At 65.7% G+C, this 21,702-nt stretch carries 21 protein-coding genes and 2 tRNA genes; 16 read left to right on the top strand and 7 right to left on the bottom strand.

Going from position 1 to position 21,702, the window contains the following annotated elements:
- Positions 1 to 307 precede the first annotated feature (307 nt).
- A complete protein-coding gene (locus ASF32_RS11590; protein ID WP_056428124.1) occupies positions 308 to 700 on the top strand; it encodes a hypothetical protein in 393 nt (130 codons plus the stop codon).
- 269 nt (positions 701 to 969) lie between these two features.
- Here the strand turns inward: ASF32_RS11590 and ASF32_RS11585 are convergent.
- The 3 genes from ASF32_RS11585 to ASF32_RS11575 all read right to left on the bottom strand — a co-directional run bounded on the left by ASF32_RS11585 (position 970) and on the right by ASF32_RS11575 (position 2,023).
- A tRNA-Phe gene (locus ASF32_RS11585) sits at positions 970 to 1,045 on the bottom strand.
- Positions 1,046 to 1,145: 100 nt separating this feature from the next.
- Positions 1,146 to 1,340: a DNA gyrase inhibitor YacG gene (gene yacG / locus ASF32_RS11580; protein WP_056428121.1), complete on the bottom strand. Its 195-nt coding sequence runs from the start codon at positions 1,338 to 1,340 to the stop codon at positions 1,146 to 1,148.
- Positions 1,337 to 2,023, bottom strand: a complete 687-nt coding sequence (locus ASF32_RS11575) for a Maf-like protein (protein ID WP_162239900.1) — start codon at positions 2,021 to 2,023, stop codon at positions 1,337 to 1,339. The genes yacG and ASF32_RS11575 overlap by 4 nt, the downstream gene beginning before the upstream one ends.
- Before the next feature lie 240 nt (positions 2,024 to 2,263).
- Between ASF32_RS11575 and ASF32_RS11570 the strand changes: the two genes are divergently transcribed.
- A tRNA-Gly gene (locus ASF32_RS11570) sits at positions 2,264 to 2,338 on the top strand.
- Between the two features lie 777 nt (positions 2,339 to 3,115).
- On the opposite strand, the gene ASF32_RS11560 is transcribed toward ASF32_RS11570, so the two are convergent.
- Positions 3,116 to 3,988, bottom strand: a complete 873-nt coding sequence (locus ASF32_RS11560) for a class I SAM-dependent methyltransferase (protein ID WP_056428117.1) — start codon at positions 3,986 to 3,988, stop codon at positions 3,116 to 3,118.
- A 63-nt stretch (positions 3,989 to 4,051) separates the two neighbouring features.
- Between ASF32_RS11560 and ASF32_RS25280 the strand changes: the two genes are divergently transcribed.
- On the top strand, positions 4,052 to 4,195 hold the full coding sequence (locus ASF32_RS25280; protein WP_156467769.1) for a hypothetical protein: 144 nt from the start codon (positions 4,052 to 4,054) through the stop codon (positions 4,193 to 4,195).
- Between the two features lie 171 nt (positions 4,196 to 4,366).
- Here ASF32_RS25280 and ASF32_RS11555 read toward each other — a convergent pair whose 3' ends face one another.
- Positions 4,367 to 5,989 (bottom strand): GMC family oxidoreductase N-terminal domain-containing protein, encoded by a 1,623-nt coding sequence (locus ASF32_RS11555; protein WP_056428113.1) that lies wholly within the window; start codon positions 5,987 to 5,989, stop codon positions 4,367 to 4,369.
- A gap of 278 nt (positions 5,990 to 6,267) precedes the next feature.
- On the opposite strand from ASF32_RS11555, the gene ASF32_RS11550 reads away from it, so the two are divergent.
- Positions 6,268 to 7,443, top strand: coding sequence for a GAF domain-containing protein (locus tag ASF32_RS11550; protein ID WP_244478103.1), 1,176 nt, complete (start codon positions 6,268 to 6,270; stop codon positions 7,441 to 7,443).
- A gap of 170 nt (positions 7,444 to 7,613) precedes the next feature.
- Here the strand turns inward: ASF32_RS11550 and ASF32_RS11545 are convergent, their stop codons facing one another.
- Positions 7,614 to 7,868, bottom strand: a complete 255-nt coding sequence (locus ASF32_RS11545; protein ID WP_056428108.1) for a winged helix-turn-helix transcriptional regulator — start codon at positions 7,866 to 7,868, stop codon at positions 7,614 to 7,616.
- Here ASF32_RS11545 and ASF32_RS11540 point away from each other — a divergent pair.
- The 11 genes from ASF32_RS11540 to ASF32_RS11490 all read left to right on the top strand — a co-directional run bounded on the left by ASF32_RS11540 (position 7,840) and on the right by ASF32_RS11490 (position 19,346).
- Positions 7,840 to 8,514 carry an SDR family oxidoreductase gene (locus tag ASF32_RS11540; protein WP_082470413.1) on the top strand — a complete coding sequence of 225 codons (675 nt, stop codon included), beginning with the start codon at positions 7,840 to 7,842 and terminating at the stop codon, positions 8,512 to 8,514. The two genes, ASF32_RS11545 and ASF32_RS11540, sit on opposite strands and share 29 nt — an antisense overlap.
- A 502-nt stretch (positions 8,515 to 9,016) precedes the next feature.
- On the top strand, positions 9,017 to 9,697 hold the full coding sequence (locus tag ASF32_RS11535) for a Crp/Fnr family transcriptional regulator (protein WP_056428102.1): 681 nt from the start codon (positions 9,017 to 9,019) through the stop codon (positions 9,695 to 9,697).
- A 22-nt stretch (positions 9,698 to 9,719) separates the two neighbouring features.
- Positions 9,720 to 10,241, top strand: a complete 522-nt coding sequence (locus ASF32_RS11530; protein WP_056428099.1) for a FecR domain-containing protein — start codon at positions 9,720 to 9,722, stop codon at positions 10,239 to 10,241.
- Entirely contained in the window at positions 10,238 to 12,124 is a 1,887-nt protein-coding gene (locus ASF32_RS11525) for an adenylate/guanylate cyclase domain-containing protein (RefSeq protein ID WP_244478104.1), read from the top strand. The genes ASF32_RS11530 and ASF32_RS11525 overlap by 4 nt, the downstream gene beginning before the upstream one ends.
- A gap of 103 nt (positions 12,125 to 12,227) precedes the next feature.
- On the top strand, positions 12,228 to 12,569 hold the full coding sequence (locus ASF32_RS11520; RefSeq protein ID WP_056428096.1) for a hypothetical protein: 342 nt from the start codon (positions 12,228 to 12,230) through the stop codon (positions 12,567 to 12,569).
- 250 nt (positions 12,570 to 12,819) lie between these two features.
- On the top strand, positions 12,820 to 13,230 hold the full coding sequence (locus ASF32_RS11515; protein ID WP_056428093.1) for a DoxX family protein: 411 nt from the start codon (positions 12,820 to 12,822) through the stop codon (positions 13,228 to 13,230).
- Between the two features lie 144 nt (positions 13,231 to 13,374).
- The gene (locus ASF32_RS11510) at positions 13,375 to 14,508 is read left to right on the top strand and encodes an FAD-dependent monooxygenase (protein ID WP_056428087.1); all 1,134 of its coding nucleotides are present in this window, start codon (positions 13,375 to 13,377) and stop codon (positions 14,506 to 14,508) included.
- Positions 14,509 to 15,218: 710 nt separating this feature from the next.
- Complete coding sequence (locus ASF32_RS11505) at positions 15,219 to 15,884, top strand: tripartite tricarboxylate transporter TctB family protein (RefSeq protein ID WP_056428084.1); 666 nt, start codon at positions 15,219 to 15,221, stop codon at positions 15,882 to 15,884.
- A gap of 15 nt (positions 15,885 to 15,899) precedes the next feature.
- Entirely contained in the window at positions 15,900 to 17,405 is a 1,506-nt protein-coding gene (locus ASF32_RS11500) for a tripartite tricarboxylate transporter permease (RefSeq protein ID WP_056428081.1), read from the top strand.
- 66 nt (positions 17,406 to 17,471) lie between these two features.
- Entirely contained in the window at positions 17,472 to 18,443 is a 972-nt protein-coding gene (locus tag ASF32_RS11495; protein WP_082470416.1) for a tripartite tricarboxylate transporter substrate-binding protein, read from the top strand.
- 150 nt (positions 18,444 to 18,593) lie between these two features.
- Positions 18,594 to 19,346 (top strand): TerC family protein, encoded by a 753-nt coding sequence (locus ASF32_RS11490; protein WP_056428076.1) that lies wholly within the window; start codon positions 18,594 to 18,596, stop codon positions 19,344 to 19,346.
- A 266-nt stretch (positions 19,347 to 19,612) separates the two neighbouring features.
- Here the strand turns inward: ASF32_RS11490 and ASF32_RS11485 are convergent, their stop codons facing one another.
- Positions 19,613 to 20,497, bottom strand: a complete 885-nt coding sequence (locus ASF32_RS11485) for a LysR family transcriptional regulator (protein ID WP_056428071.1) — start codon at positions 20,495 to 20,497, stop codon at positions 19,613 to 19,615.
- Between the two features lie 126 nt (positions 20,498 to 20,623).
- On the opposite strand from ASF32_RS11485, the gene ASF32_RS25935 reads away from it, so the two are divergent.
- Complete coding sequence (locus tag ASF32_RS25935) at positions 20,624 to 21,637, top strand: zinc-dependent alcohol dehydrogenase family protein (RefSeq protein ID WP_056428067.1); 1,014 nt, start codon at positions 20,624 to 20,626, stop codon at positions 21,635 to 21,637.
- The last annotated feature ends 65 nt before the right edge of the window (positions 21,638 to 21,702 follow it).

Raw genomic sequence — 21,702 nt, 5'->3', positions numbered from 1 at the left:
GCCGAGCTCTGTTTTGCGCAGGAAGCGAATGGCAGCAGCCACCCTACGGCCTCGCGCCCGAGGGAGCGCCCGCCGAGGTACAAAGGGCCAGCCACAGGGGTACTCTCATGGCTCATCGAGAAATGCCTCGAGAGCGCCGAATGGTCAGACCTCAGCGCCTCCACTCGCAGGCGGCATACGGTGTACCGCGCGATGCAGGAAACCGCCGGTTCGAAGCCTCTGACAACCATAGATCGATGGGGGGATTCTCGCTGGCCGGGATAAGCGCCGCGACAAGCCGCACGCCGCCAACACATTCCTGAAGGCCATGCGTGGCCTCTTCGGTTGGGCCACGGTTCGGGGCCTTGTCCCGGTCGCCCCGACCCTCAACGCCAAGCTGCTGACGGGCGCGAATGATGAGGTGGGCTTCTTTGGCTGGACAGACGACGAACTAGCCCGGTTCGAAGCGAAGTGGCCGGTCGGCACCCGCCAGCGCCTCGCCTTCGACCTGTCGCTCCATACGGGCTTCAGGCGCAGCGATGCGGTGAAGATCGGTCGCCAACACGTCCGGAGCAGGGAGCCATCGAAGACTGGAGACGTCGTCCCGCGGCCAATCCTCCGGATGCTGGCCGAGTCGATCGCAGCGACGCCGACCGGAGATCTCACCTGCATCATCAGCGAGCAGGGCCGGGCCTTCACGAAAGAATCGTACGGGAACTGATTCAACAAGATCTTTCGTGATGCCGGCGAGCGGGGTCAACGCGCGGTTTACGGAACTCCGGCGCGCCGTGCTGCCAAAGCTGGAGCTACGGTGGCCCAGCGCAATGCTCTCTATGGGTGGACGCCCGGAAGCCGGGAAAGCGCGGTCTACACACGCACCGCCGAAAAAGTCCGGCTAGCCCACTCGGCGCTCATTTATCCCTCACCTGCTACCCTGGTGCGGAAGCCGATCGGGATAATCCAGCGAAACTACGGGCTTAAAAAAATAGATGGTGCCCAGGGACGGAGTCGAACCGCCGACACTGCGATTTTCAGTCGCATGCTCTACCAACTGAGCTACCTGGGCCCCCGCCGAAGCGCTTGGCGCCGTCGACTGGAGCGGGGGTATAGTGAGGTGGCGGGGCCCTGTCCAGCCTCCTTTGCGCGCTTCGTGCGATGGAATCGGCTCAGGACGAACGCGGCGGGTCCTCGTCCTCGGTTTCGTCCTCATCGGTGGGGATCGCGTAGCGGTCGGTGAGCCAGCGACCAAGGTCGATATCGGCGCAGCGGGCCGAGCAGAAGGGCTGGAATTCCGGCTGTGCGGGCTTGCGGCAGATCGGGCACGGCTCCGGCTTCGGCTTGATGGGACCGGCCCGGCTCATGCCATCGCCCCCCAGCCTTGCCGCACGGGAAAGCCCTCGCCTTCGAGAAGGCTGATCGTCTCGTAGAGCGGCAGGCCGATGACGGCGCTGTGCGAGCCGACGAGCTTGACCACGAAGGTACCGGCGAGACCCTGGATGGCGTAGCCGCCCGCTTTGCCCCGCCACTCGTCCGAGGCGATGTAGCGCTCGATGTCGCGGCCCGAGAGACGCTTGAACCGCACCCGCGTCTCCACCACGCGCTCGCGGCGGCTTCCCTTGGGCGAGAGCACGCAGACCGCCGTGTAGACACGATGCTGGCGCCCGGAGAGCAGGCGCAGGCAATCGGTGGCCTCGTCGGCCAGTTCCGCCTTCGGCAGGACGCGCCGTCCCACGGCCACCACCGTATCGGCCGCGACGATGTAGCTGTCGCGCATGTCGTCGCGGCGGCGGGCGGCGTCCCCCGCCACGTCGAGCTTGGCCCTGGCGAGGCGTCGTGCGAGCTCGCGCGGCGCTTCCGATTTGTGGGGGGTCTCGTCGACATCGGCGGGAAGCAGGGCGTCGGGCTCGATGCCCGCTTGCTGCAGCAGCGCCAGCCGGCGCGGTGAGGCGGAGGCGAGAACGAGGCGAGGGCCCCGGCGCGGCGTCTCGCCGGAGGCGTCATTCATCGTGGCGTGCGTGCCGCCCTGCGCGGAAGAGATATCCATTGGTGCTTTTTGACAATCCGCAGGCTGGGGGAGGAGGCGGGCCGACCCGGTCGCGAGCGGCCCGCTCGGAGTGCCGGATCGACATGCCGGACCGGCCGGTACGCTATCGGAAAGCCCGCTCCTTGGAAACGCAAACCGTCGCGCCGCGCCCTGGCCAGGCCGTGGACAAAGCGGGCCGCTCTGATATGGTCCACTCCGCTGGACGAGTGGAGGCTGTCGAGGCCTTCCCGCAACCGGCATGCGGGCGTAGTTCAGTGGTAGAACGTCAGCTTCCCAAGCTGAATGTCGTCGGTTCGATCCCGATCGCCCGCTCCAACTAACTCGTTGAAGCGTCAGATTTTCTGGCCCCCTTCTGCTGATCTCGCGTTCCTCATGTTCGCCGTCGCGTTCCCCAAGGCCTGTTCAGGCCCCGTTCTTCACGGCCCGATGCGCGACCCGAAGATTCGCTGCTGCCCGTGATTTTCCGCCTGCGCCGCGCGAGTAGCGCTGCGTCGTCGATGTCCGTGCGTGCGCCGCAGCCGACCCGATGTGGTCGAGATCTGCGCCAGCATCCTCAGCTTCCGTGATCGCTCCTGACCTGGCGTCCACGTTCCAGACATGGTCCGGCACTCCTGCGGCCTTCGCGACGATTCGCCATTCGCGCCCTTAGCGGACTCGGCGAAGGGCCGGCCGGCTGTCTCGTCTAAGATTAACGGACCGACGCGGCGATCAGCCGGCACCTTGTCCGGTAAGGTCACTACGAGGGGGCAGAGCTTCAGATCGTGAGCGGCGAAGACGCCCGCCTTCGCCGTCGCCTTCCTCACCACGAGGTCGGTCGCGATATTAGACCAAGTCAGGCCGTTCACCCACCGGCGCCCGCTCAGGACGATATGCGGTGGATCGCAGGCCGCGGCGTCGACGGCCTGGTCGGTGTTCGCGTCGAGGGCCGGGGTGAACACGAGCCGGTCCACCGCTCGTAAGCCACCCGACGGGCCATCAGGGCGTCGATGTTCTCCGGGGTGACCGGGGCGGGGTCGCCGCACGCGTCGCCGATGCCGGACCAGTCGGCGATGGCGGCACGGGCGTACCGGGTCAGGCTGAGGGACGAGCGCTTTATGCGCCCTGTCCCATGACGAGCGACACCGGCTGTCCGCGACAGGTCTCGACAGCAGTGAACCCGCGGGAGCGCAGTTCAACCTCCATGTCGTGACAATCCCACAAATGCCCGCCACTCCGGGCCAGCCGCAGGGCCGCCAGTGCGGCTCCGATGGGCTCTGCCGGCGGGGCATAGAGCCCCACGACCAGATATCCCTTCGGTCGGAGAGCAGCCGTCAGTCGATCGAGCGCTGTCCGGGCCGCGTCCTGCGAAAGGAAGGGCGCCGGGAGCCATGTCAGCGAGTAGCCCGCTACTTCATCGAAACGGGTCACATCCTGCAGGCGAAGTTCGATGCGGCTGCCAAAAGGGCTCGCCGCCACGTTCTGGCGGGCCAAATCGAGGGCGGGCTTCCAGATGTCCAAACCAACGACATGCAGCGAAGGCCATTGCGCAGCCGCCTCCAGGGCGATGCCGGCGACACCGGTGCCGACGTCCAGGAAACGCCCGCCAAGCGCGGCCGCGAGCGCTGGACGCTCCGCCGCCAAGGCTGCCAAGCGCCGTACGACGCCGCGCGAGGCTTGGCCTTGGGCCTGCAGCATCGCAGGATCGCTGACCTGCCAGAGCGGAGGCCTGTCCGGATGCTCGAGCAGATCCCGTGCTTCCTCCAGCGCGTGGGTGGCGGATGTCAGCAGAGCGGACATCCGCTCCTGATCGAGCTCATCCAGGCCTCCCGGCACCAAGGCGGCGACCGCATCGAGCAGACGGCGCTCTACCTCCGGATGAACCTTTGCCGCTCCTTGCCGCACGCGTAAGACCGCACCGATCACGGCGAGCCCCCTTGCCTCATCTCCCATTTGCCGCAGCTTGCGTTCGACAGCATGGACGTTCATCGGGGACCACCAGTGCGACGATCGCGACACTTGGTCGTGACCTGTGAATGAGAAGGATCTCGCATGATTGCGACCGATCCGATGTGCCTGGATCAAGATCGATTCATGCGCGCGGAGATGACCGGCCGGCGATCATTCGGCGTTTCACAGACGACAAGCGCGCTTGAGCCGGCAGTACTGATGAAAATTCTGATGATGCCGATATGATGCTATGCATTTGCTTGACGATGCATGAAACTATCCGTTCTCGGCTCCCGGTATCACACAGGATGGCGCCAAGACCTGGGACAATCGTGTCGATGACCGGGCATCCAGGAACCGCCATCCTGCCGATATCCTCACCGCGAACGCCGTCCGTCGGCGCGGCGCATGGCTGCGCTACGATGACAGGCCGTGAGCTTGGTGGATCATCTGTGCAGCCCGCTCTCCGATAATGGCGCAGGGCGCTTGAGTATTCCCCGTGGTCACACGCGGCATGACCGAGGCATCTGCGATACGCAGGGATTCGATCCCGTAAACCTTCAGCGATGCATCGACGACCGACATCGCGTCACGGCCCATCTTGGCCGTGCAGCTCTGGTGCCAGTAGGTGACCGCGGCATCACGGACGAAGTCTTCGCGCGCGTCACCCTTGAGGTCGCCGGGCATGGCCTCGTCGCGGACAAAAGGCCGGAACGCGTGAGCATTTCCCAATTGGCGGCAGAGATCGACGCATCTGAGGGCCGTTGCCATATCCGCGGGCTCGGACATCATGTTGGCCTCGATCGCCATCGGCACCGAGGGGTCGGCGCTCGTCAGACGCAGCCGGCCGCGGCTCGCCGGATGCGCGAGACCGGCGAACATCGTCCAGCCATGCGCCGGCACACCGCGCGCCGCGGTCCGCTCGCTTGGGACGGGAAATTCGACTTGGCAGAACAACACGTCCGGCGCATCGAGTTCCGGACGACTCTTCCAGTACAGGGTGGCCTCGCTGCCGCTGTTACGCGGGGCGATCGGCTCTTCGTAATTCCAGATGCATCCGAAGGACACGTGGTCTTGAAGGTTTTGCCCGACGCCCGGCAGATGCTGCAGCACCGGTATTCCCATACGGGTCAGTTCCGCCTGATCTCCGATGCCCGAATGCATCAGGACCTTGGGCGTCTGGATCGCGCCCAGTGACAGCACGACCTCGGACCGGGCGTGGATCGTGAGGGCCTGCCCGGCGCGAACCACCTCGACACCAACGGCGCGCCGATTCTCGATCAGCACTCGCCGAACGGTCGTGTCGGTCAAGACCGTCAGGTTGGGGCGGTCGAGCCAGGGGCGGATATAGGCCCGGTAAAGCGACTGGCGCCGGCCGTCGCGGACCAGCATGTCCGAGATAGAGGCGCCGCCCGGCCCCTCCATCATCAGGCCGTTCGGGTGCTCGAAGGTCGGGATACCGATCTCGCGGGCGGCATCGAGCATCGCGTATGCAATGGGACTGGGATCAGAGGCGGGCTGGACCCAGACCGGACCCGATTGGCCGCGATAGGTGGGATCGGGCGTCCCCTGCCAATTCTCGATCCGACGGTAGATCTCGATGACGTTGTCGTAACCCCAGCCAGGATCGCCTGCCTCTTCGGCGAAGAAATCCCAGTCGCTGCGATGCCCGCGCGCCCACACCATGACGTTGATGCTGGAGCCACCCCCGAGACCTTTGCCCATCGACATCGACAGGGCACGACCGTTCAGATGCGGGTTCGGTTGCGCCTGGAAACCCCAATCCCGCTCGCTGCCCAGATTGGCGGGCCATTGAGCGGGGTCGAGCACAGCCTCCGCGTCATCGCTGCCGCCGGCTTCGATCAACAGCACCTGCGCTTCGGAGTTCTCCGCGAGCCGCCGTGCGACGACGGAGCCCGACGCGCCAGCGCCGCACACGATGAAATCGTAGTGCGGCTTCAACTCGGCGATCAGGCGCCCTTGGTTCTCCCGCGCACGACGAGACAAATCCCGGTCTTCATCAAAGGGGTGGCTCACCATTTCATGCCTCCTTCTTCCGTAAAACTGTGGTCACTAGGGACAAAGACAGTCTCCCCCGGTCTTCGGTGGCTTCCGCTGCGAAATGCTGAAGTTGCTGGGGTCCGGCTTCGGGAGACGGTGCACCCGTCTGAGGCTCTTAGCTGAACCGCTACAGGGAAGCGTCGCTATATCAAATCTATCAGATTTAGCAAATATGCCAATTTTGCGCGGGGACGGCTTCCCTGCTAGGGCTCGTTTTTTGCTGCCGACGGCGCCGTTCGCGTCGGCGGGATCGGCAGGTGGACACAGTGAAGGCGATGGAGAAGGACATCCTCACCACGGCCCAGACGGCCAAGCTGCTCGGCGTTTCAGTCCGCACAGCTCAGCTGCTCATCGAGGGGGGCTCGGTTCCGTCTTGGAAGACGCCGGGTGGGCATCGCCGTGTGTATCGGACGGATATCGAAGCGCTCATCGAGGGTGGTGGATGTGGCACGCCCTCGGCCTCCGCCACTGTGATCGTCATCACACCGGGAGATCGGATTCGATCCTACGAGGAAGTGTTCGCCGCCGTCCCCGAATGCGAGGCTGAGATCTTCGAAGATCTTCATGCCGCGCTGTTCGCGCTCGGCTCGGCCCGTCCCCATGCCATCGTGGTCGATCTTGCGGATGGGGATGTCGAGCGGTCCGGCCTCCTGCACAGTCTCGTGGCCAACCCCTCCTTAGGTCACAGCCACATTCTGGCCGTGGGTGCCTCCGTGCAGGCGAGGAAGACAGATGGGCTCGATCGGGTGATCGCCATCGATACCCCCGAACAGGCGGTAGCGGCCGTCCGCCGGTCGTTGGCTGATACGGGGCAGACGGCACTGCCGCCCGGGGCCTTGCCCTTCCCAGTCGCCCTTAACGAGGGCCAGAGGCTTGTGGCGTTGGAACGATCCGGGCTCCTGGGCACGGCGCCCGAGGAGACCTTCGATCGCCTGACATGGCTTGCCAGCCAGACACTGAAAGCACCGATCTCGCTGCTGACCCTGCTCACGCCGACGCAGCAATGGTTCAAGTCACGCCTTGGGCTCGACCTTCCGGAGACGCCGCGGAGTTGGGCGTTCTGCAACTATACGATTCTGCAAAAAGGGGTCTTCTCAGTGGAGGATCTCGCAAAGGACCCTCGGTTCAACAATAATCCGGCCGTTGCGGGCGATCCTGGGTTCCGCTTCTACGCGGGCGTTCCCGTCCTCGACAACGAAGGTTTCCCCGTCGGCGCGCTGTGCGTGATCGACTACAAGCAGCGCGTGCTCGATGAGCGTGAGGCGCAGGCTCTGTCGGCGCTTGCCGCTCTGGCCTCCTCCGAGGTCCGCCTGCGGGCGACCGAGCGGCAATTGCGAGAAGCGCTCCGAAGGGAGGGACGGCATGACTCGGCCCGAGGCCGCGCTCCTGCTGCGCAGCATGCGGTGAAACCTCACGCTCGATCTCGGGCTTGAGGGCGCAAGGCGGGGCATAGGTTAGGTTGCCCGCCTTTCTTCAAATCTCCCCTTTGGTGCAGCGTCCCGCGTCTTCGTCGAGCGACCCGTTAGGCCGTCTGCGGCTCAATCCGGCCGGGTGATCGAAGCAATTCCGCCGTTGCTGAGCATGACGATTCCGCGGCGCGATCTTATTCCTGCGTGTCTGGCGCAGCGGCCCATTTCAGAAGCGCGTCCAGCATCGGGCACAACGATTGCCCCCACTCCGTGAAGCTATACTCGACTTTCGGCGGGAACTGATGGTGGACGAGGCGTGTCACGATTCCGTCTGCTTCCAACCCTCGTAACCGCTGAACCAGCATCTTTTGTGAAATCGCCGGGATCGCGCGCTCGAGATCGGAGAACCGGAGACGCTGAATGACGAGCGCTCGCGCAAGACCAGCCAACCTGCCGGACGGTGTGGAATTCGTCGCGGCGGACCTGCTGTCATCCGCCGGATGCTCCGACTTGGCCCGGGCAGCGATTGCGGCGTTCGGGGGTGTCGACATCATCGTCAACGTACTCGGCGGCTCGAGCGCCCCGGGCGGCGGCTTTTCGGCGCTCGACGACGAGACCTGGGACAGGGAGATACAACAGAACCTGATGGCGGCGGTCCGCCTCGACCGAGCCCTTGTCCCTGCCATGGTCGAGCGTGGGCACGGAATCGTCGTGCATGTCACGTCGATCCAGCGCCAGCTCCCCCTGCCGGAATCCACCACCGCCTACGCCGCTGCGAAAGGCGCGCTCTCCACCTACAGCAAGGCCTTGTCCAGGGAGGTCACGCCCAAGGGGGGCAGGGTCGTTCGCATCTCTCCGGGATGGGTCGAGACCGAAGCATCGATCCAGCTGGCGGAACGCCTCGCGGCCGAAGCGGGGACGGATTATGAAGGGGGCAAGCAGATCATCATGAACAGCATTGGCGGCATCCCACTCGGACGCCCCGCAAAGCCCCAGGAAGTCGCGAGTCTGATCCTGTTCCTCGTATCACCCCATGCGTTCTCGATCAGCGGGACCGAATACGTCATCGATGGGGGCACGATACCGACCGTGTGAGGAAGGCGCGACGCCCCGACCGAAGAAGACGCGCAAGTCTTGCCGAAGGACCGGCCTTGCCAGATCTCCCGGCTCCAAGAGTGCTCACGAAACTCCCGGCCACGGTCGGCCCTCGCTCGGAGCACGACGGCGCAAAGGCAGTTCTGTGAGAGATACTGAGACGCCGTTGTGCATCGGGCCGTCATGCGAGCCTAATCTCGCGCGACGACTTGGCTGCGCCGCTCTGTGACCTTCATCACGGACGATCCGGCCCATGAAGAGCCATAGGGCGAGGCGTCGTGCCGACACGAGGCTGCAGGACGGATCGGACGATGACGGCGAAACAGAGCAATGCCTTCGGCGGGAGTACCCGTTCCGGTGCGAAGAAGACCCCGGGGGCGACGTTGCGCGCCGAACGCCGTCCTCACAGATCCGGTCCGAGGTTCGACCGTCGACGTATCGCTTGTCTGCGAAGTCTGGTCCCGAACGTGCGCCCGGCCTCGCGACTTCAGGGGGCGCTGTCGTGAGCACGCCACACAGGCTCACCCGCATCCTGGCGGCCAATCCTTTCTTCGCCGAACTGGGCCAGGAAGCCATCCAAAGCATCGCCGGCCTGTGCAGGACGGTGAGCGTCGCGCGAAACGGGGTACTTTTCCAGAAGGGCGATCCGGGCGATGCTCTCTACGCGATCCGTCGCGGGCAGATCCGCATCGCCGCTTGCAGCGAGGAGGGGCGGTCCGTGACGCTGAATCTCCTCGGGGCCGGTGATGTCTTCGGCGAGATTGCCCTTCTGGACGGCCATGCCCGCACCGCAGAGGCTGTCGCACTCGAGGCGACGGATCTCTTCGTCATCGAGCGGCGGGACTTCCTCGGCCTTCTCACGCATGACGCAACCCTGGCGGTCCGGATCATCGAATTCCTGTGCCAAAGACTGCGCTGGATGAGCGAGCGGATGGAGGAAGCCACGCTGCTTCCTCTCGACGCTCGATTGGCACGCCGACTGATCATGTTGTCCGAGGATTACGGTGCCGAGATTCAGGTGACGCAGCAAGAGCTTGCGGCTTATGTTGGCGCGGCGCGGGAAAGCGTGAACCGCGTTCTTCAGGATTGGCGTCGGTCCGGCATCATCGATCTTGGGCGTTCACGCGTGAATGTGAAGTTCGCACAGCGTCTGGCGGCCCTCGGTGGGCCGTCCCGGATCTGAGGCGGCAGAAGGGATCCAAATCATGAAAAACCCGGCACGAGTCGCGGCGGCACTCGCGGCCAGCATCGTCCCCGGTATCGCCCTTGCCCAAACGCGCTGCACGGAAACGACACGCTTCGATCCGCCCCTGCGGGTCCTGCATTGCACGGATGGTCTTTCACTGGAAACCGAGCGGTCGGCCACGCTGCGGCCGATCGATCGGAACGGCGACGGGCAACTGGAAGGCGCCGAGATCGGCGGCCGCGCCGTTCTGGTGACCCTGCCGCCCCGTTCGCGTCCCCGGAAGGGCGGCTTCCAGATCCTCACGCCCCACGCGATTGCCTCCGTGCGCGGCACGGTCTACGCCGTCGATGTGACCGACGCCAAAACGGCGGTGTTCGTGGCTCGCGGCCATGTCGTCGTCGCACGTCGTAACGCGCCGGGCGTTTCCGTCACGCTGGCCCCGGGTGAGGGCGTCGATGTCGACGGGGACCAGGGGCCCCTGGACGTGCGGCGGTGGCCGCAGGAACGCGTCAGAGGTTTGCTGGAACGCTTCGGGCAGTGAAAGCAGCGGGCCTGATGCAGGGGCGTGAGCCGATCTCGAAATGCCGTCGGGTGACCCGGCGCTTCGTCCTCCTTGCGTTGGTGACCGCTTTTGGCTGGAGCGGCTGGCTCGCCCATCTGCACATCGCCGGGCGGGCGACGCCTCTCGACCATCTCGAGGCGGCCATGACGGACCTGCGCATGCGGCTGGCCGGTCGGCGCGCCCCCCCCGAAGAGATCGCGATCGTCGCCATCGACGACGAGATCGTCCGCCGGGACGGAGGCTTCCCCATCTCGCGCGCGACGATGGCGCGGCTGATCGAGACGATCGCCGCCGCCCGCCCGCGCGCGCTCGCCGTGGATGTTCTGTTCCTGGAAGACGGGCGCCAGCCGGAGGCGGATCGTGCCCTCGCCGCTGCCCTTGCCAAAGTGCCCGCCGTGTTGGCGGCGGCGGCCGTGTTCAACGACGTGACGATCGAGGACGGTATTCCGGTCGCCACCGCCGTGCACCGGCCGATACCGGGGATCGGCGCGACCGCGCTGTCGGGGATCGTCAATGTGTCCGAGGACGCTGCGGGCGTGCCGCGGCACCTTCCCCTGGTTGCGATGACGGATGAGGGCGTGGCCACGGCTTTCGTCCTGCGCGCGGCGGCCCTGGCCGCCCGGACCGATCCGGTCCTGCGCGAGGGACAGGTCCGGATCGGCTCTAACGTCATCCCGCTCGATCTCGGCTATCATCTTCCTCTTCGTCCCTATGGGCCGCGGCGCACGATCCGGACCCTCAGCGCCGCCGCGCTCCTCGATGGTACGGCGGCAGTGGCAACTCTGAGCGACCATATCGTCGTGATCGGCGCGACGGCACTCGGAGGCAGCGACACCTTTGCCACGGCCTTCGATCCGGTGATGCCCGGCGTCGAACTGCTGGCGACCGGCATCGCCCACCTGACCACGGGGGACAGCTTGGTGCGCGATGCCCGCGTGCGGCGGCTCGACGCCCTGGCGGCCGTGACTCTCGCGGGCGCCGCCGTGCTTCTGATTGCGCTGGCGCCGCCTGGCCCGGCGACCATTCTCGTGCTGATCTTGCTGGCTGCGTGGTTTGCCGTGGGCACCGTCGCCTTCAGCCATGGCATCTGGTTGAGCGCCGCCCTGCCAGTCGCAGCGGTCGGACTGCCGATGCTTCTGTGTGCGGTGGCGCGGCAGATACTGGATCGCCACCGAGGCGTGCGGCTGGCGCAATCGGAGCAGGCCCTGCGCCAGCTTCAACCCGCAGCCCTCGCGGATCGTCTCGCCTGGGACCCGACTTATCTCGCTGAGCCCCTCGCGCGCGAGATCCCGGTGCTCTTCATCGATCTCACCGGATTCACTCGCCAGAGCGAGCGCCTTGGCCCGGTGCGCACCCGCAACATCCTCAAGGCGTTCCACGATCTCGTGGACGAGACGGCCTCGTCACACGGAGGTCTCGTCGTCAACTTCATGGGCGACGGCGCGATGGTCGTGTTCGGCGCATTGGACCCCGATCCGGCGCGAGCAGAAAACGCCGTGCGGGCAACCGAAGACCTCATCCGACGCACCCGGGATTGGATCGCACGCGACCTTGAACTGGCAGGCGCAGGACGCGCGCTCGATGTGCGCATCGGCGCTCATTACGGGCCGGTCATTCTCTCGCGCCTCGGAAGCGACACCAATCAGCACATCACGGCGACAGGCGATACGGTCAACGTCGCAAGCCGCCTGCTGGCGGTGGCCTCCGAGAGAACGTCACGCCTCGCCGTGAGCGCCGATCTGCTGAAAGCCGCCGGCATCGATACACCGGATGACATTTTCGACGAGCAACAGATTGCGGCCATCCGTGGACGCGCTCAGCCGATAGAGGTTTGGCTGCGGCACGATCCACCTCCGCCGTGATATTCTTCGAGTCGAGGCGAACGCTCAGGTATTCGTGACCCAGATCACAGAGATCAATCATCATCGAGGGCAGAGTGCTTCCACCCCAACAGGGAGAAGCACGATGAAGACAAATTCGACGAAGATGATGATTGCAGCCGGTCTCGCGCTCGCGACTTTGGCTGCCGGTAGTCTCAGTGCGGATGCCCGCGGGTTCAGACACGGCGGCTTTCACGGCGGCTTCGGCCATCATGGAGGCTTCGGTCACCGCGGGTTCGGGCACGGGCGGTTCGGGTACGGGCGGTTCGGGCATGATCGACGTTTCTACCACCGCGGGCTCCGCCAGCGCTTCGGCGGGCTCCCCTGGGTCGCTCCCGCAAGCGGCTACTTTCTCAGCTCCGATTTCGGCGATTGCCGCACCGTCTACACGCCCTTGTTCGACGGTTACGAGCGCGTCTGCGGCTGATCGGGCGCCAAGCTCTTCAGGTTTGGAACCGTAGAACGGCCGCCGCCGTACGCACGGCGGCGGCCCGGACACGCTCTTCGCCACATCACGCCTTGCGGGGACGACGGGGCGCGTATCGGCACGCTGGCCTCGGCCGTTGCGGAGATCTCGCGAGCCTCGTGAAAGACAACGCCATCGCGTTGAAAACAAATCGGGTCATGGTCCGGCACCGTATCGGCGGGGACAGCTCTACTTGGACAGGGGAGCCGCAATGGCACAGACATGGGATCGAAAGACATTCAGCGGCTTCATTGCGCGCGCGATACTGACGATCATCTTCACAGCTGCGGCCGGCATGAAGTTTGCCGCACTGCCCTTCGAGGTCGCGGGCTTCGAGCGCTTCGGCTACTCGCTCTGGTTCATGTACGTGATCGGGGCTCTGCAACTGCTCGGCGCGGTATTGCTCTGGGTTCGCGGCTTCACCGCAGCCGGAGCGACACTGCTCGCCATCCTGATGGCCGGCGCCGTCGGCAGCCACTGGTATGCGGGTGATCCTGCCGCGACGATGCTTCCTCCGCTCGTGCTGCTGATTGCGCTTGCCGGGCTCGCCTATGCCCGTCATGCGGAGTTTGCCGCCATGCCCTTGATGAACGCGTCGCGACCCGAACGCCGCTGGTCCTAATCTTGACTTGATCTGGTCTTTTCCGAGAGCGCTTCGCATCATCCGTTCTTGATGCACTTGCGCGAGAAGCAGGATCGCAAGCCTTCCCGTTGGCCGAGCCTTCCCGTTGGCATTGAGCAAAGGCGAAAAGGATCGCGAAGTCGTATGGCCAGAGACGAAGAGGATCGAGTTCTCATCGCCGGTGGCGGCATCGCGGGCCTCGCCATGCGGCGGGCGCTGCGACGGCGCGGGCTGCCTTCGCTCACCCTGGAGCGGCGTGGAGAGCCGGCGGATGCGGGCCTCGCCATCAACCTGCCGGGCAATGCGGTCCAGGCTCTCGGCCAACTTGGCCTGGGCGACGCCCTGCGCAGGGTCGGCGCACCCATTCACCGGCGCGAATACCGCACCGAGAGCGGGCGCCTCCTCTTCGCCGTCGACGAGACGGCGTTCTGGGGCGAGGCGGCACGGCCTCATTGTCTCCGTCGCGCCGACCTGCTGCGCCTTCTGACGCTCGACCTCGAGCCGGACGACATCCGAAGCGGATGCGAGGTCGCCGCCGTCAGGCAGGGGCCGCACGGTGTCACCGCCGAATGCCTGGACGGAAGTGTCGAAACCGGGGGGCTGCTCGTCGGCGCGGACGGGGTGCATTCGCGGGTCCGACGCAGCGTGTTCGGCGATCGTGCGCCCGACGCGGCGATGCTGGCCCCGGCGAGCTGGCGCTTCATGGCACCGAATCCAGGCCTCGACGCCTGGACACTCTGGGCGGGATCGGGCGGATTGTTCCTGCTCATCCCCGTCGGCCGGGGCGAGGTCTATGGCTGGGTCTCCGTCGTCAAGGCTGCCGGACAGGGGCGGGACTTGGCCGCCTCGCGTGCTGCCTTCGCGTCGTTCCCGCGTCTCGTCCGCGACACCCTCGATGTGGTTCTGGCCGAGCCGGGCGGGCTCTATCACTCCCCCCTCGAAGAGGTTCGGATTCCGAGCTGGAACCGGGACCGGGTGGTGCTGGTCGGAGATGCCGCGCACGCGACCGCGCCGGTCTGGGCCCAGGGCGCCGCCCTCGCCCTGGAAGACGCGCTCGTGCTGAGCGCTCTGCTGGCGGAGAGAACGGACTGGGGCACGGTGGGTGCACACTACGAAGCGCTGCGCCGGCCTCGCGTGGCCCATGTCCAGGCCATGACCGATCGCCTGTCCCGCACCGCGCGGATGCCGGGCTGGGCCAGAAACCTCCTGCTTCCCGTGATCGGCCCGCGCAGCTACCGCGCCACGTACTCCCCGCTTCGCACCCCAGTGTCAGCCTGAGGCTGGCTCCGGCGATCCCATCCTTCCCCTGATGAGGGGTCGTACCCCCGACCGCGGGAACCAGGAGAACGTTCCCGGACGCTGGTCCTCGGGACAGACGAATATGCCGGCTCGCTAACGACCGTGATCGGTGCGAACCAGGCAATGCCGATCCTATGCGGGGATGAGCCACGCTAGACGGCGCATGGCTCGGCTCGCACGAGAAGGACCGTTCATGAAAAAACGATGGCCCGAAGGCTGGAGTGAGTGTCCGGATGGATCGGTTGCGGAAGGAAACCTGTAGCCGCAGTTTCCGATCGACCCGACGATGGTGTTTCGCAATCCGACTGCTTTGCGGACTTCGCCGAACCATCGGGTCGGGAAGCGGTCGCAGTTGAACGAAGCCCGCTCACTCAAAATCTTTCGGTGAACATGGATTAAAGCGCGCCCTGCCGCGTAGCTTCACTCCGCGAGATCGGATTGCAAAACAAGTTGATTGTTAACGCATGGCCACTTTTAGAGGTTTCGGTTCAGGGCATAGCCTCTTGACAACGATCAATAGGGGCGATCCTATGATTTTAGGTCTATCTTTTCTGTGTGAGCGAAAGCGTTAGCTGCCCAGGCCGCGCAGAGGCCGTCCTCGAGGATACGCTTCGTCGGAACACATCTGATCTGAACATCGCTGTGACGACCGCCCGAAGAACGAAGGCGGCGCGCGTAGGGGAGAAACGATGAGTGACGCATCCGACGGCGTGCGGCGGACAAGGTCCATCGTGCCTGCGCCGCAGAGCTTCGTGGCCGGCATCGCGCTGGTTCTGCTTGGGATGTTTGGCATCTGGGCCGCAAGCGATCTGCCACGGGGCACCCTGGGGTCCATGGGACCGGGCATGCTGCCGCACTGGGTCGCGATCGGTGTCGCCATCTGCGGCGGCGTGCTGGCCTTGACGGGGCTCGTCCGTGAAGGCGCGGGCCTCCAGACCTTCGGCTTGCGCGGCCCGGTCACCGTCGTGCTGGCGATCCTTGCCTTCGCGGTCACGATCCGTCCCGTCTCCCTCGGCCCCGTTGCCGGTCCCGGCCTCGGCTTGATCGTCGCGGGGCCGCTCGCGGTGATCATCGGGGGCTACGCCACACCCGAAGCGCGATTTCGCGAACTTCTGATCCTGGCCCTGCTTCTCACCGCCGGTTGCATGATGCTGTTCGGGGACCTGCTCAACCTGCCGATCCCCATCTTTCCCACCGTCCTCATCGAGGCGGCGAGCGGCACGATCCCATCGCGCGTGATGCTGAGGCTCGGGGCCGGCGCCCTCGCCCTTGCGGGACTCGGCCTGCTCGCCATGCAGCGCCGCTCCACCCACCGAGGTCGGATCGACGTCGCGCCGCACACGATGTCGATCTGATCGGGAGCGCGGCACGTGACGGATCTCCTCGCCAATCTCGGCCTCGGCTTTGCCGTCGCGCTGAGCCTGCAGAACGTGACGCTATGCTTCTTGGGCTGTCTCGTCGGCACCCTGATCGGCGTGCTGCCCGGCGTCGGCCCGATCGCCACCATCGCGATGCTCCTGCCGATCACCTTTGGGCTCGATCCCGTCGGCGCCCTGATCATGCTCGCGGGGATCTATTACGGGGCGCAATACGGCGGCTCCACTACCGCGATCCTGGTCAACATCCCCGGTGAGGCGACGTCGGTCGTCACCACCCTCGACGGGCACCAGATGGCCCGTCAGGGGCGGGCCGGAGTAGCCCTCGGCATCGCCGCCATCGGCTCGTTCTTTGCCGGCACCGTCGCCACGCTGCTGATCGCGGCGCTCGGCGCACCGCTGACGCGCCTCGCGCTGATCTTCGGGCCTGCGGAGTACTTCGCCCTGATGGTGATGGGGCTCGCCTTCGCCGTCGTCCTCGCGCACGGCTCCGTGCTCAAGGCCGTGGCCATGATCCTGGTCGGAATCCTGCTCGCCGCCGTGGGCACCGACCTCGAGACCGGCCAGGAGCGCATGACCTTCGGCCTCGTCTTCCTCACTGACGGCGTCGATTTCTCGGTCCTGGCGATGGGCCTGTTCGGGGTCGCCGAGATCCTGCGTAACCTCGACCAGACCGAGACCCGTGAGATCGCCCGGGCGCGGATCGGCCGCCTGCTGCCCAGTCTCGCGGACCTTCGGCAGGCCGCACCCTCGGCTCTGCGCGGGACGGCGATCGGGTCGATCCTGGGCATCCTGCCCGGCAATGGCGCCGTCCTCGGCCCCTTCGCCTCCTACACGATCGAGAAGCGGCTCGCTCGCGATCCGAGCCGTTTCGGGCGCGGCGCCATCGAAGGGGTCGCTGGTCCGGAGAGCGCCAACAATGCCGGAGCTCAGACGGCCTTCATCCCGCTCCTTACCCTCGGCATTCCGCCGAATGCCGTGATGGCGCTGATGGTCGGCGCGATGACGATCCACGGCATCGTTCCGGGCCCCGGCGTGATGACCAAGAACCCCAACCTGTTCTGGGGCATGATCGCGTCGATGTGGATCGGCAACCTCATGCTCCTCGTCATCAACCTGCCCCTCGTCGGCATCTGGGTGCGCCTGTTGAAGGTGCCCTACCGGCTGATGTTCCCCGCGATCCTGATGTTCTGCTCGATCGGCATCTACTCGATCAATTCCCTGCCCACCGACGTGATGCTGATCGCGGCCTTCGGAGTGTTCGGATACGGGCTGATCAAGTTCGGCTTCGAGCCCGCGCCGCTGCTACTCGGCTTCGTCCTGGGCAAGCTGATGGAGGAATACCTGCGCCGTGCCCTCACCCTGTCGCGCGGCGACGCCCTGGTGTTCCTCGAGCGCCCGGTCAGCGCGGTGCTGTTCCTCGTCGCCTTCACCATCCTGGCGGCGGCGCTGCTGCCGTCGCTGCGGCGAAGCCGGGACGAGGTGTTCACGGAGGCCTGACGGCGCGGACGCCCCGGCGTCCTTCGACGGCGGACACGATAACCAGAAACGAAAAGGATGAGGAACATGAGAAGGGCTCTCGCCATCGGCCTCCTGTCGGCGCTCGCCGCCGTCAGCGCTGCAGCCGATACCTATCCCCAGCGCCCGATCACCATGGTGGTGCCTTTCGCGGCCGGTGGACCGACCGACGTGGTGGCGCGGATCGTCGCCGAACCCATGTCCCGCGCGCTCGGCCAGCAGGTCGTCATCGAGAACGTCACCGGAGCCGGCGGCACCACCGGCATCACCCGTGCATCACAGGCCTCGCCCGACGGCTACACCATCATGATGGGCCACATGGGCACGCATGGCGCGGCACCGGCCCTGTTCAAGGGCCTGAAATACGATCCGGCCAAGAGCTTCGATCCCATCGGCCTCGCCGCCGGCACGCCGATTGTCATCGTCGCCAAGAAGGGCTTCCCGGCGCAGGACCTCAAAAGCTTCATCGAGGCGATCAAGGCGGGCGGCCCCTCGATAAACCAGGCCCATGCGGGCGTCGGCTCGGTTTCGCATTCGACGGGCGTGCTCTTCGACTCGCTCACCGGCGCCAAACCCACGCTCGTCGTCTATCGCGGCACGGGGCCTGCGCTGAACGACCTGATGGCGAACCAGGTCGACTTCATGACGGATCAGATCGTCAACGTCGCCCCGCAGATCGCCGGCGGCACGATCAAGGCCTATGCCATCGCGACGCCCGAGCGCTCCCCGAGCCTGCCCGACGTGCCGACGACGAAGGAGGCCGGCCTGCCGGGCTACGAGGTCAGCGCCTGGAACGCCGTGTTCGCGCCGAAAGGCCTGCCGGCGGATGTCCGGGCCAAGCTCGTGGCGGCTCTCGCGACGGCGCTCAAGGACCCGGGCACGACGAAGCGCATCCTCGATCTCGGCGGCACGGTGCCGAAGGATGCCGAGGCCGGCCCGGACGCTCTGCAGGCGCTTGTCGAACGCGAGGTGGCGCGGTGGACTCCCGTGCTCCGCTCCGCCGTCGAAGCCAATCCCTGAACCCGCGATCAGAGCCGGTATCTCCTTGGGGGGATTGCCGGCTCTGCCGATTATCCGAGGTGCCCGTCTGCGCATGTGCAGGCGGGACAATGGGCACCTGCCGAGTGCTCGATCGCTTCGCCGAGCCGGAGCAGCAGAGGCGTTTTCGACGTGGAATCCTACCTCACCTCCTCCTTCCTGTTGTCGCTCCTGCAGATCGTCTGGATCGACATCATCCTGTCGGGCGACAATGCGGTGGTCATTGCCATGGCCTGCCGCGGCCTGCCCGAGCGGCAGCGGCGGATCGGCGTATTCGCGGGCGCTTTCGCGGCGGCTCTGCTGCGGATCTTCTTCGCCGTCATCATCTCGCAATTGCTGGCGGTGCCCCTGCTGAAGGTGGCCGGTGGCCTCATCCTGCTGCATATCGCGGTCAAGCTCGTGCGCGGCGAGGAGGAGGATGAGAGCGCCATCAAGGAGCATTCCAGCCTGCCCAAGGCGATCTGGACGATCGTGGTGGCCGACGCCGTGATGAGCTTCGACAACGTCGTCGCGGTGGCGGGCGCCGCCAAGGGACACGACGAACTCTTCATCATCGGCCTGGCTCTCTCGGTACCGCTGCTTGTGGTCGGCGCCAGCCTGATCACCCGGCTGATCGACCGGTTCCCGATCCTGATTTGGTTCGGCGGCGGGCTGTTGGGTTGGGTGGCCGGCGAGATGATCGCGACGGATCGGCTCGTTCAAGAGCACATGGTCGCGCTCATGCCCCCAACCCTGCAGGGCTTGGTCCCGCACGCGACAGGTGTGCTCGGCGCTACCCTCGTCATTGCCATCGGCCTCCGTCTCAAGCGCAGATCCGACAGGGCCGTCGCCCAGCAACAGGCTGCGGCCGTGGGCAGGGCAGAGGCGGACATGCTCGGGACTTGAAAGACGCACGAGAAAGAAAGAGCTTCGCGTCACCTCTCCGGTGCATCGCACGACTGTCTCCGGCGTCAGCAGGACAGATCGCCGATATGAGAAAAGCCTCGTCTTCAAGGGGCAGGGCTGATGCGTTTGGCCGTAAGGCAAAGGTTACGGTAGCTCAGGTGGTCAACGTTACCGGCTTGGGCGGGGTGTTGTTGTTTTCAATCACCAACCGCCGGTTCGCTCAACGGTAAGGTCGGGTGGTTTGCCGTCAGTCGGCTATCGTTCGATCAGATCCGCATGCGGTCGATGAGGACCTTGAGACCTCCGGAGACGTGCCGCCGGCTGGGATAGTAAAGGAACAGGTCTCCCTTTATGGGGCACCATTCCTCCAGGCACAGGACCAGTGTCCCGGCGTCGAGGTACGGCCTGGCGCGATCCTCCCAGACGTAGGCGAGGCCGCCTCCCTTGGCGGCCACCTCGATCATCAGTTGCTGGTCGTCGAGGGTGATAGGACCATCGACCTCGACCTCGATGGCCTCGCCGTCGCGCTCGAACCGCCAGTTGAAGATTTTGCCACTGGGGAAGCGGTATCGGATGCCGGTATGCCGTGCGAGGTCCCGTGGATGCTCTGGACGAGAGTTCTTGCTCAGGTAATCCGGCGAAGCCACCACGACGAGACGCTGCACCGGGCCAATCCGGATGGCAACCATGTCGCGGGATAGCACTTCGCCGAACCGGATGCCGGCGTCAAAACCTTCCTCGACGATGTCGACCAAGCGGTCTGTGGACACGACGTCCAGGTGCAGACCCGGATTTCCCTCGGTCAGCGGAACCAGGACGTCGCGCAGCAGGAAGGGGGCAATCGAGGTGGGCAGGTTGATCCTGACCATGCCGAACGGCGTCTCCCGGAAGGTGTTCAGGCTCTCCTGAGCCCTCGCGATCTGGTCGAAGGCGGGTGCGAGTTCGGCGAGAAAGCGTTCGCCTGCGTCGGTCAAAGCAACGGATCGGGTCGTGCGCTGTAGCAACCGAACGCCGATGCGTTCCTCAAGGCTGCGGATTGCATGGCTGACAGCGGAGGAAGCGACGCCACGCTCAGTTGCGGCTTTCCGGAAGCTGCGATGCTTGGCAACGGCCAGGAAGGTCGACATCTCACCGAGCTCGCTCGCGCGCATTGTTCACTTCCATTCATCACCGCGCGCAGAAACTAGCAGGTTATCGCAGCAGTCGCCCGTCCTTAGGTTCGAGACACCAGCCCATCCGCGATCCGCGGGAATGGCGCCCACGACAGGAAACAACCCATGACGCGCATCGTACGCTTCCATGAAATCGGGGGCCCCGAGGTCCTCAAGGTCGAGGACGTGGCGGTACCGGCGCCGAAGGCCGGCGAGGTCCAGATCCGGGTCAAGGCGATGGGTCTGAACCGCGCCGAGGTGATGTTCCGGACCGGCCAGTACGTCACCGAGCCGACCTTCCCAGCCATCCTCGGGTACGAGGCCGCCGGCACCGTCGAAGCTCTCGGACCGGACGTCGATGGCCTCGCGCTGGGCGATGCCGTCAGTGTAATTCCCTGCTTCATGCTGGGGGAGTACGGCCTGCACGGCGAACTCGTGAACGCACCGGCCACCGGTGTAGTGAAGCACCCGGAGACGCTGTCCTGGGAGGAGGCGGCCGCCGCCTGGATGATGTTCACGACCGCCTACGGCGCGCTGATCGACATCGCGGACGTGAAGGCCGGCGAGACGGTGCTGATCCGCGCTGCGTCCAGCAGCGTCGGGCTCGCCGCCATTCAGATCACAAAGGCGCTTGGCGCCATCCCCGTTGCGTTGACCCGGCGCAGCAACAAGCGCGACGAACTCCTGGCCCATGGTGCCGCCCATGTCATCGCCACGGAGGAGCAGGACCTCGTCGCCGAGGTGAGGCGGATCACGGACGGCAAGGGCGCTCGCGTCGCCTTCGACCCGGTCGGCGGACCGGAGGTCGGTAAGATCCTTGAGGCGTTGAGCTCCCTCGGGATCTTCTTTCAGTACGGCGCGCTCGACACCACGCCCATCACGATCCCGGTCCTGTCGCTGCTCGGCAAGAACCTCACCGTGCGTGGCTACCAACTCTTCGAGATCACCCAGGACCCAGAGCGTCTTCGGAAGGCCAAAGTGTATATCGTCGAGGGCCTCGCGTCAGGGGCACTCAAGCCAGTCATCGCGAAAACCTTCAAACTCGATGGCATCGCCGAGGCGCATCGGTTCATGGAAAGCAACGATCCGCCGAAGTGGATGCCGGTTCGGCGAAAAAGAGCGCGGCAAACAGAGGCTTAGAGATGTGTCCCGACCCAACGTGGTCGGGCGCAGCTCTAGCCGCGGCGCGAGGGCTCGGTAGGGCC

Source organism: Methylobacterium sp. Leaf91 (assembly GCF_001422815.1).
Taxonomy (GTDB): Bacteria; Pseudomonadota; Alphaproteobacteria; order Rhizobiales; family Beijerinckiaceae; genus Methylobacterium.
This window is presented reverse-complemented; position numbering and strand designations above follow the sequence as displayed.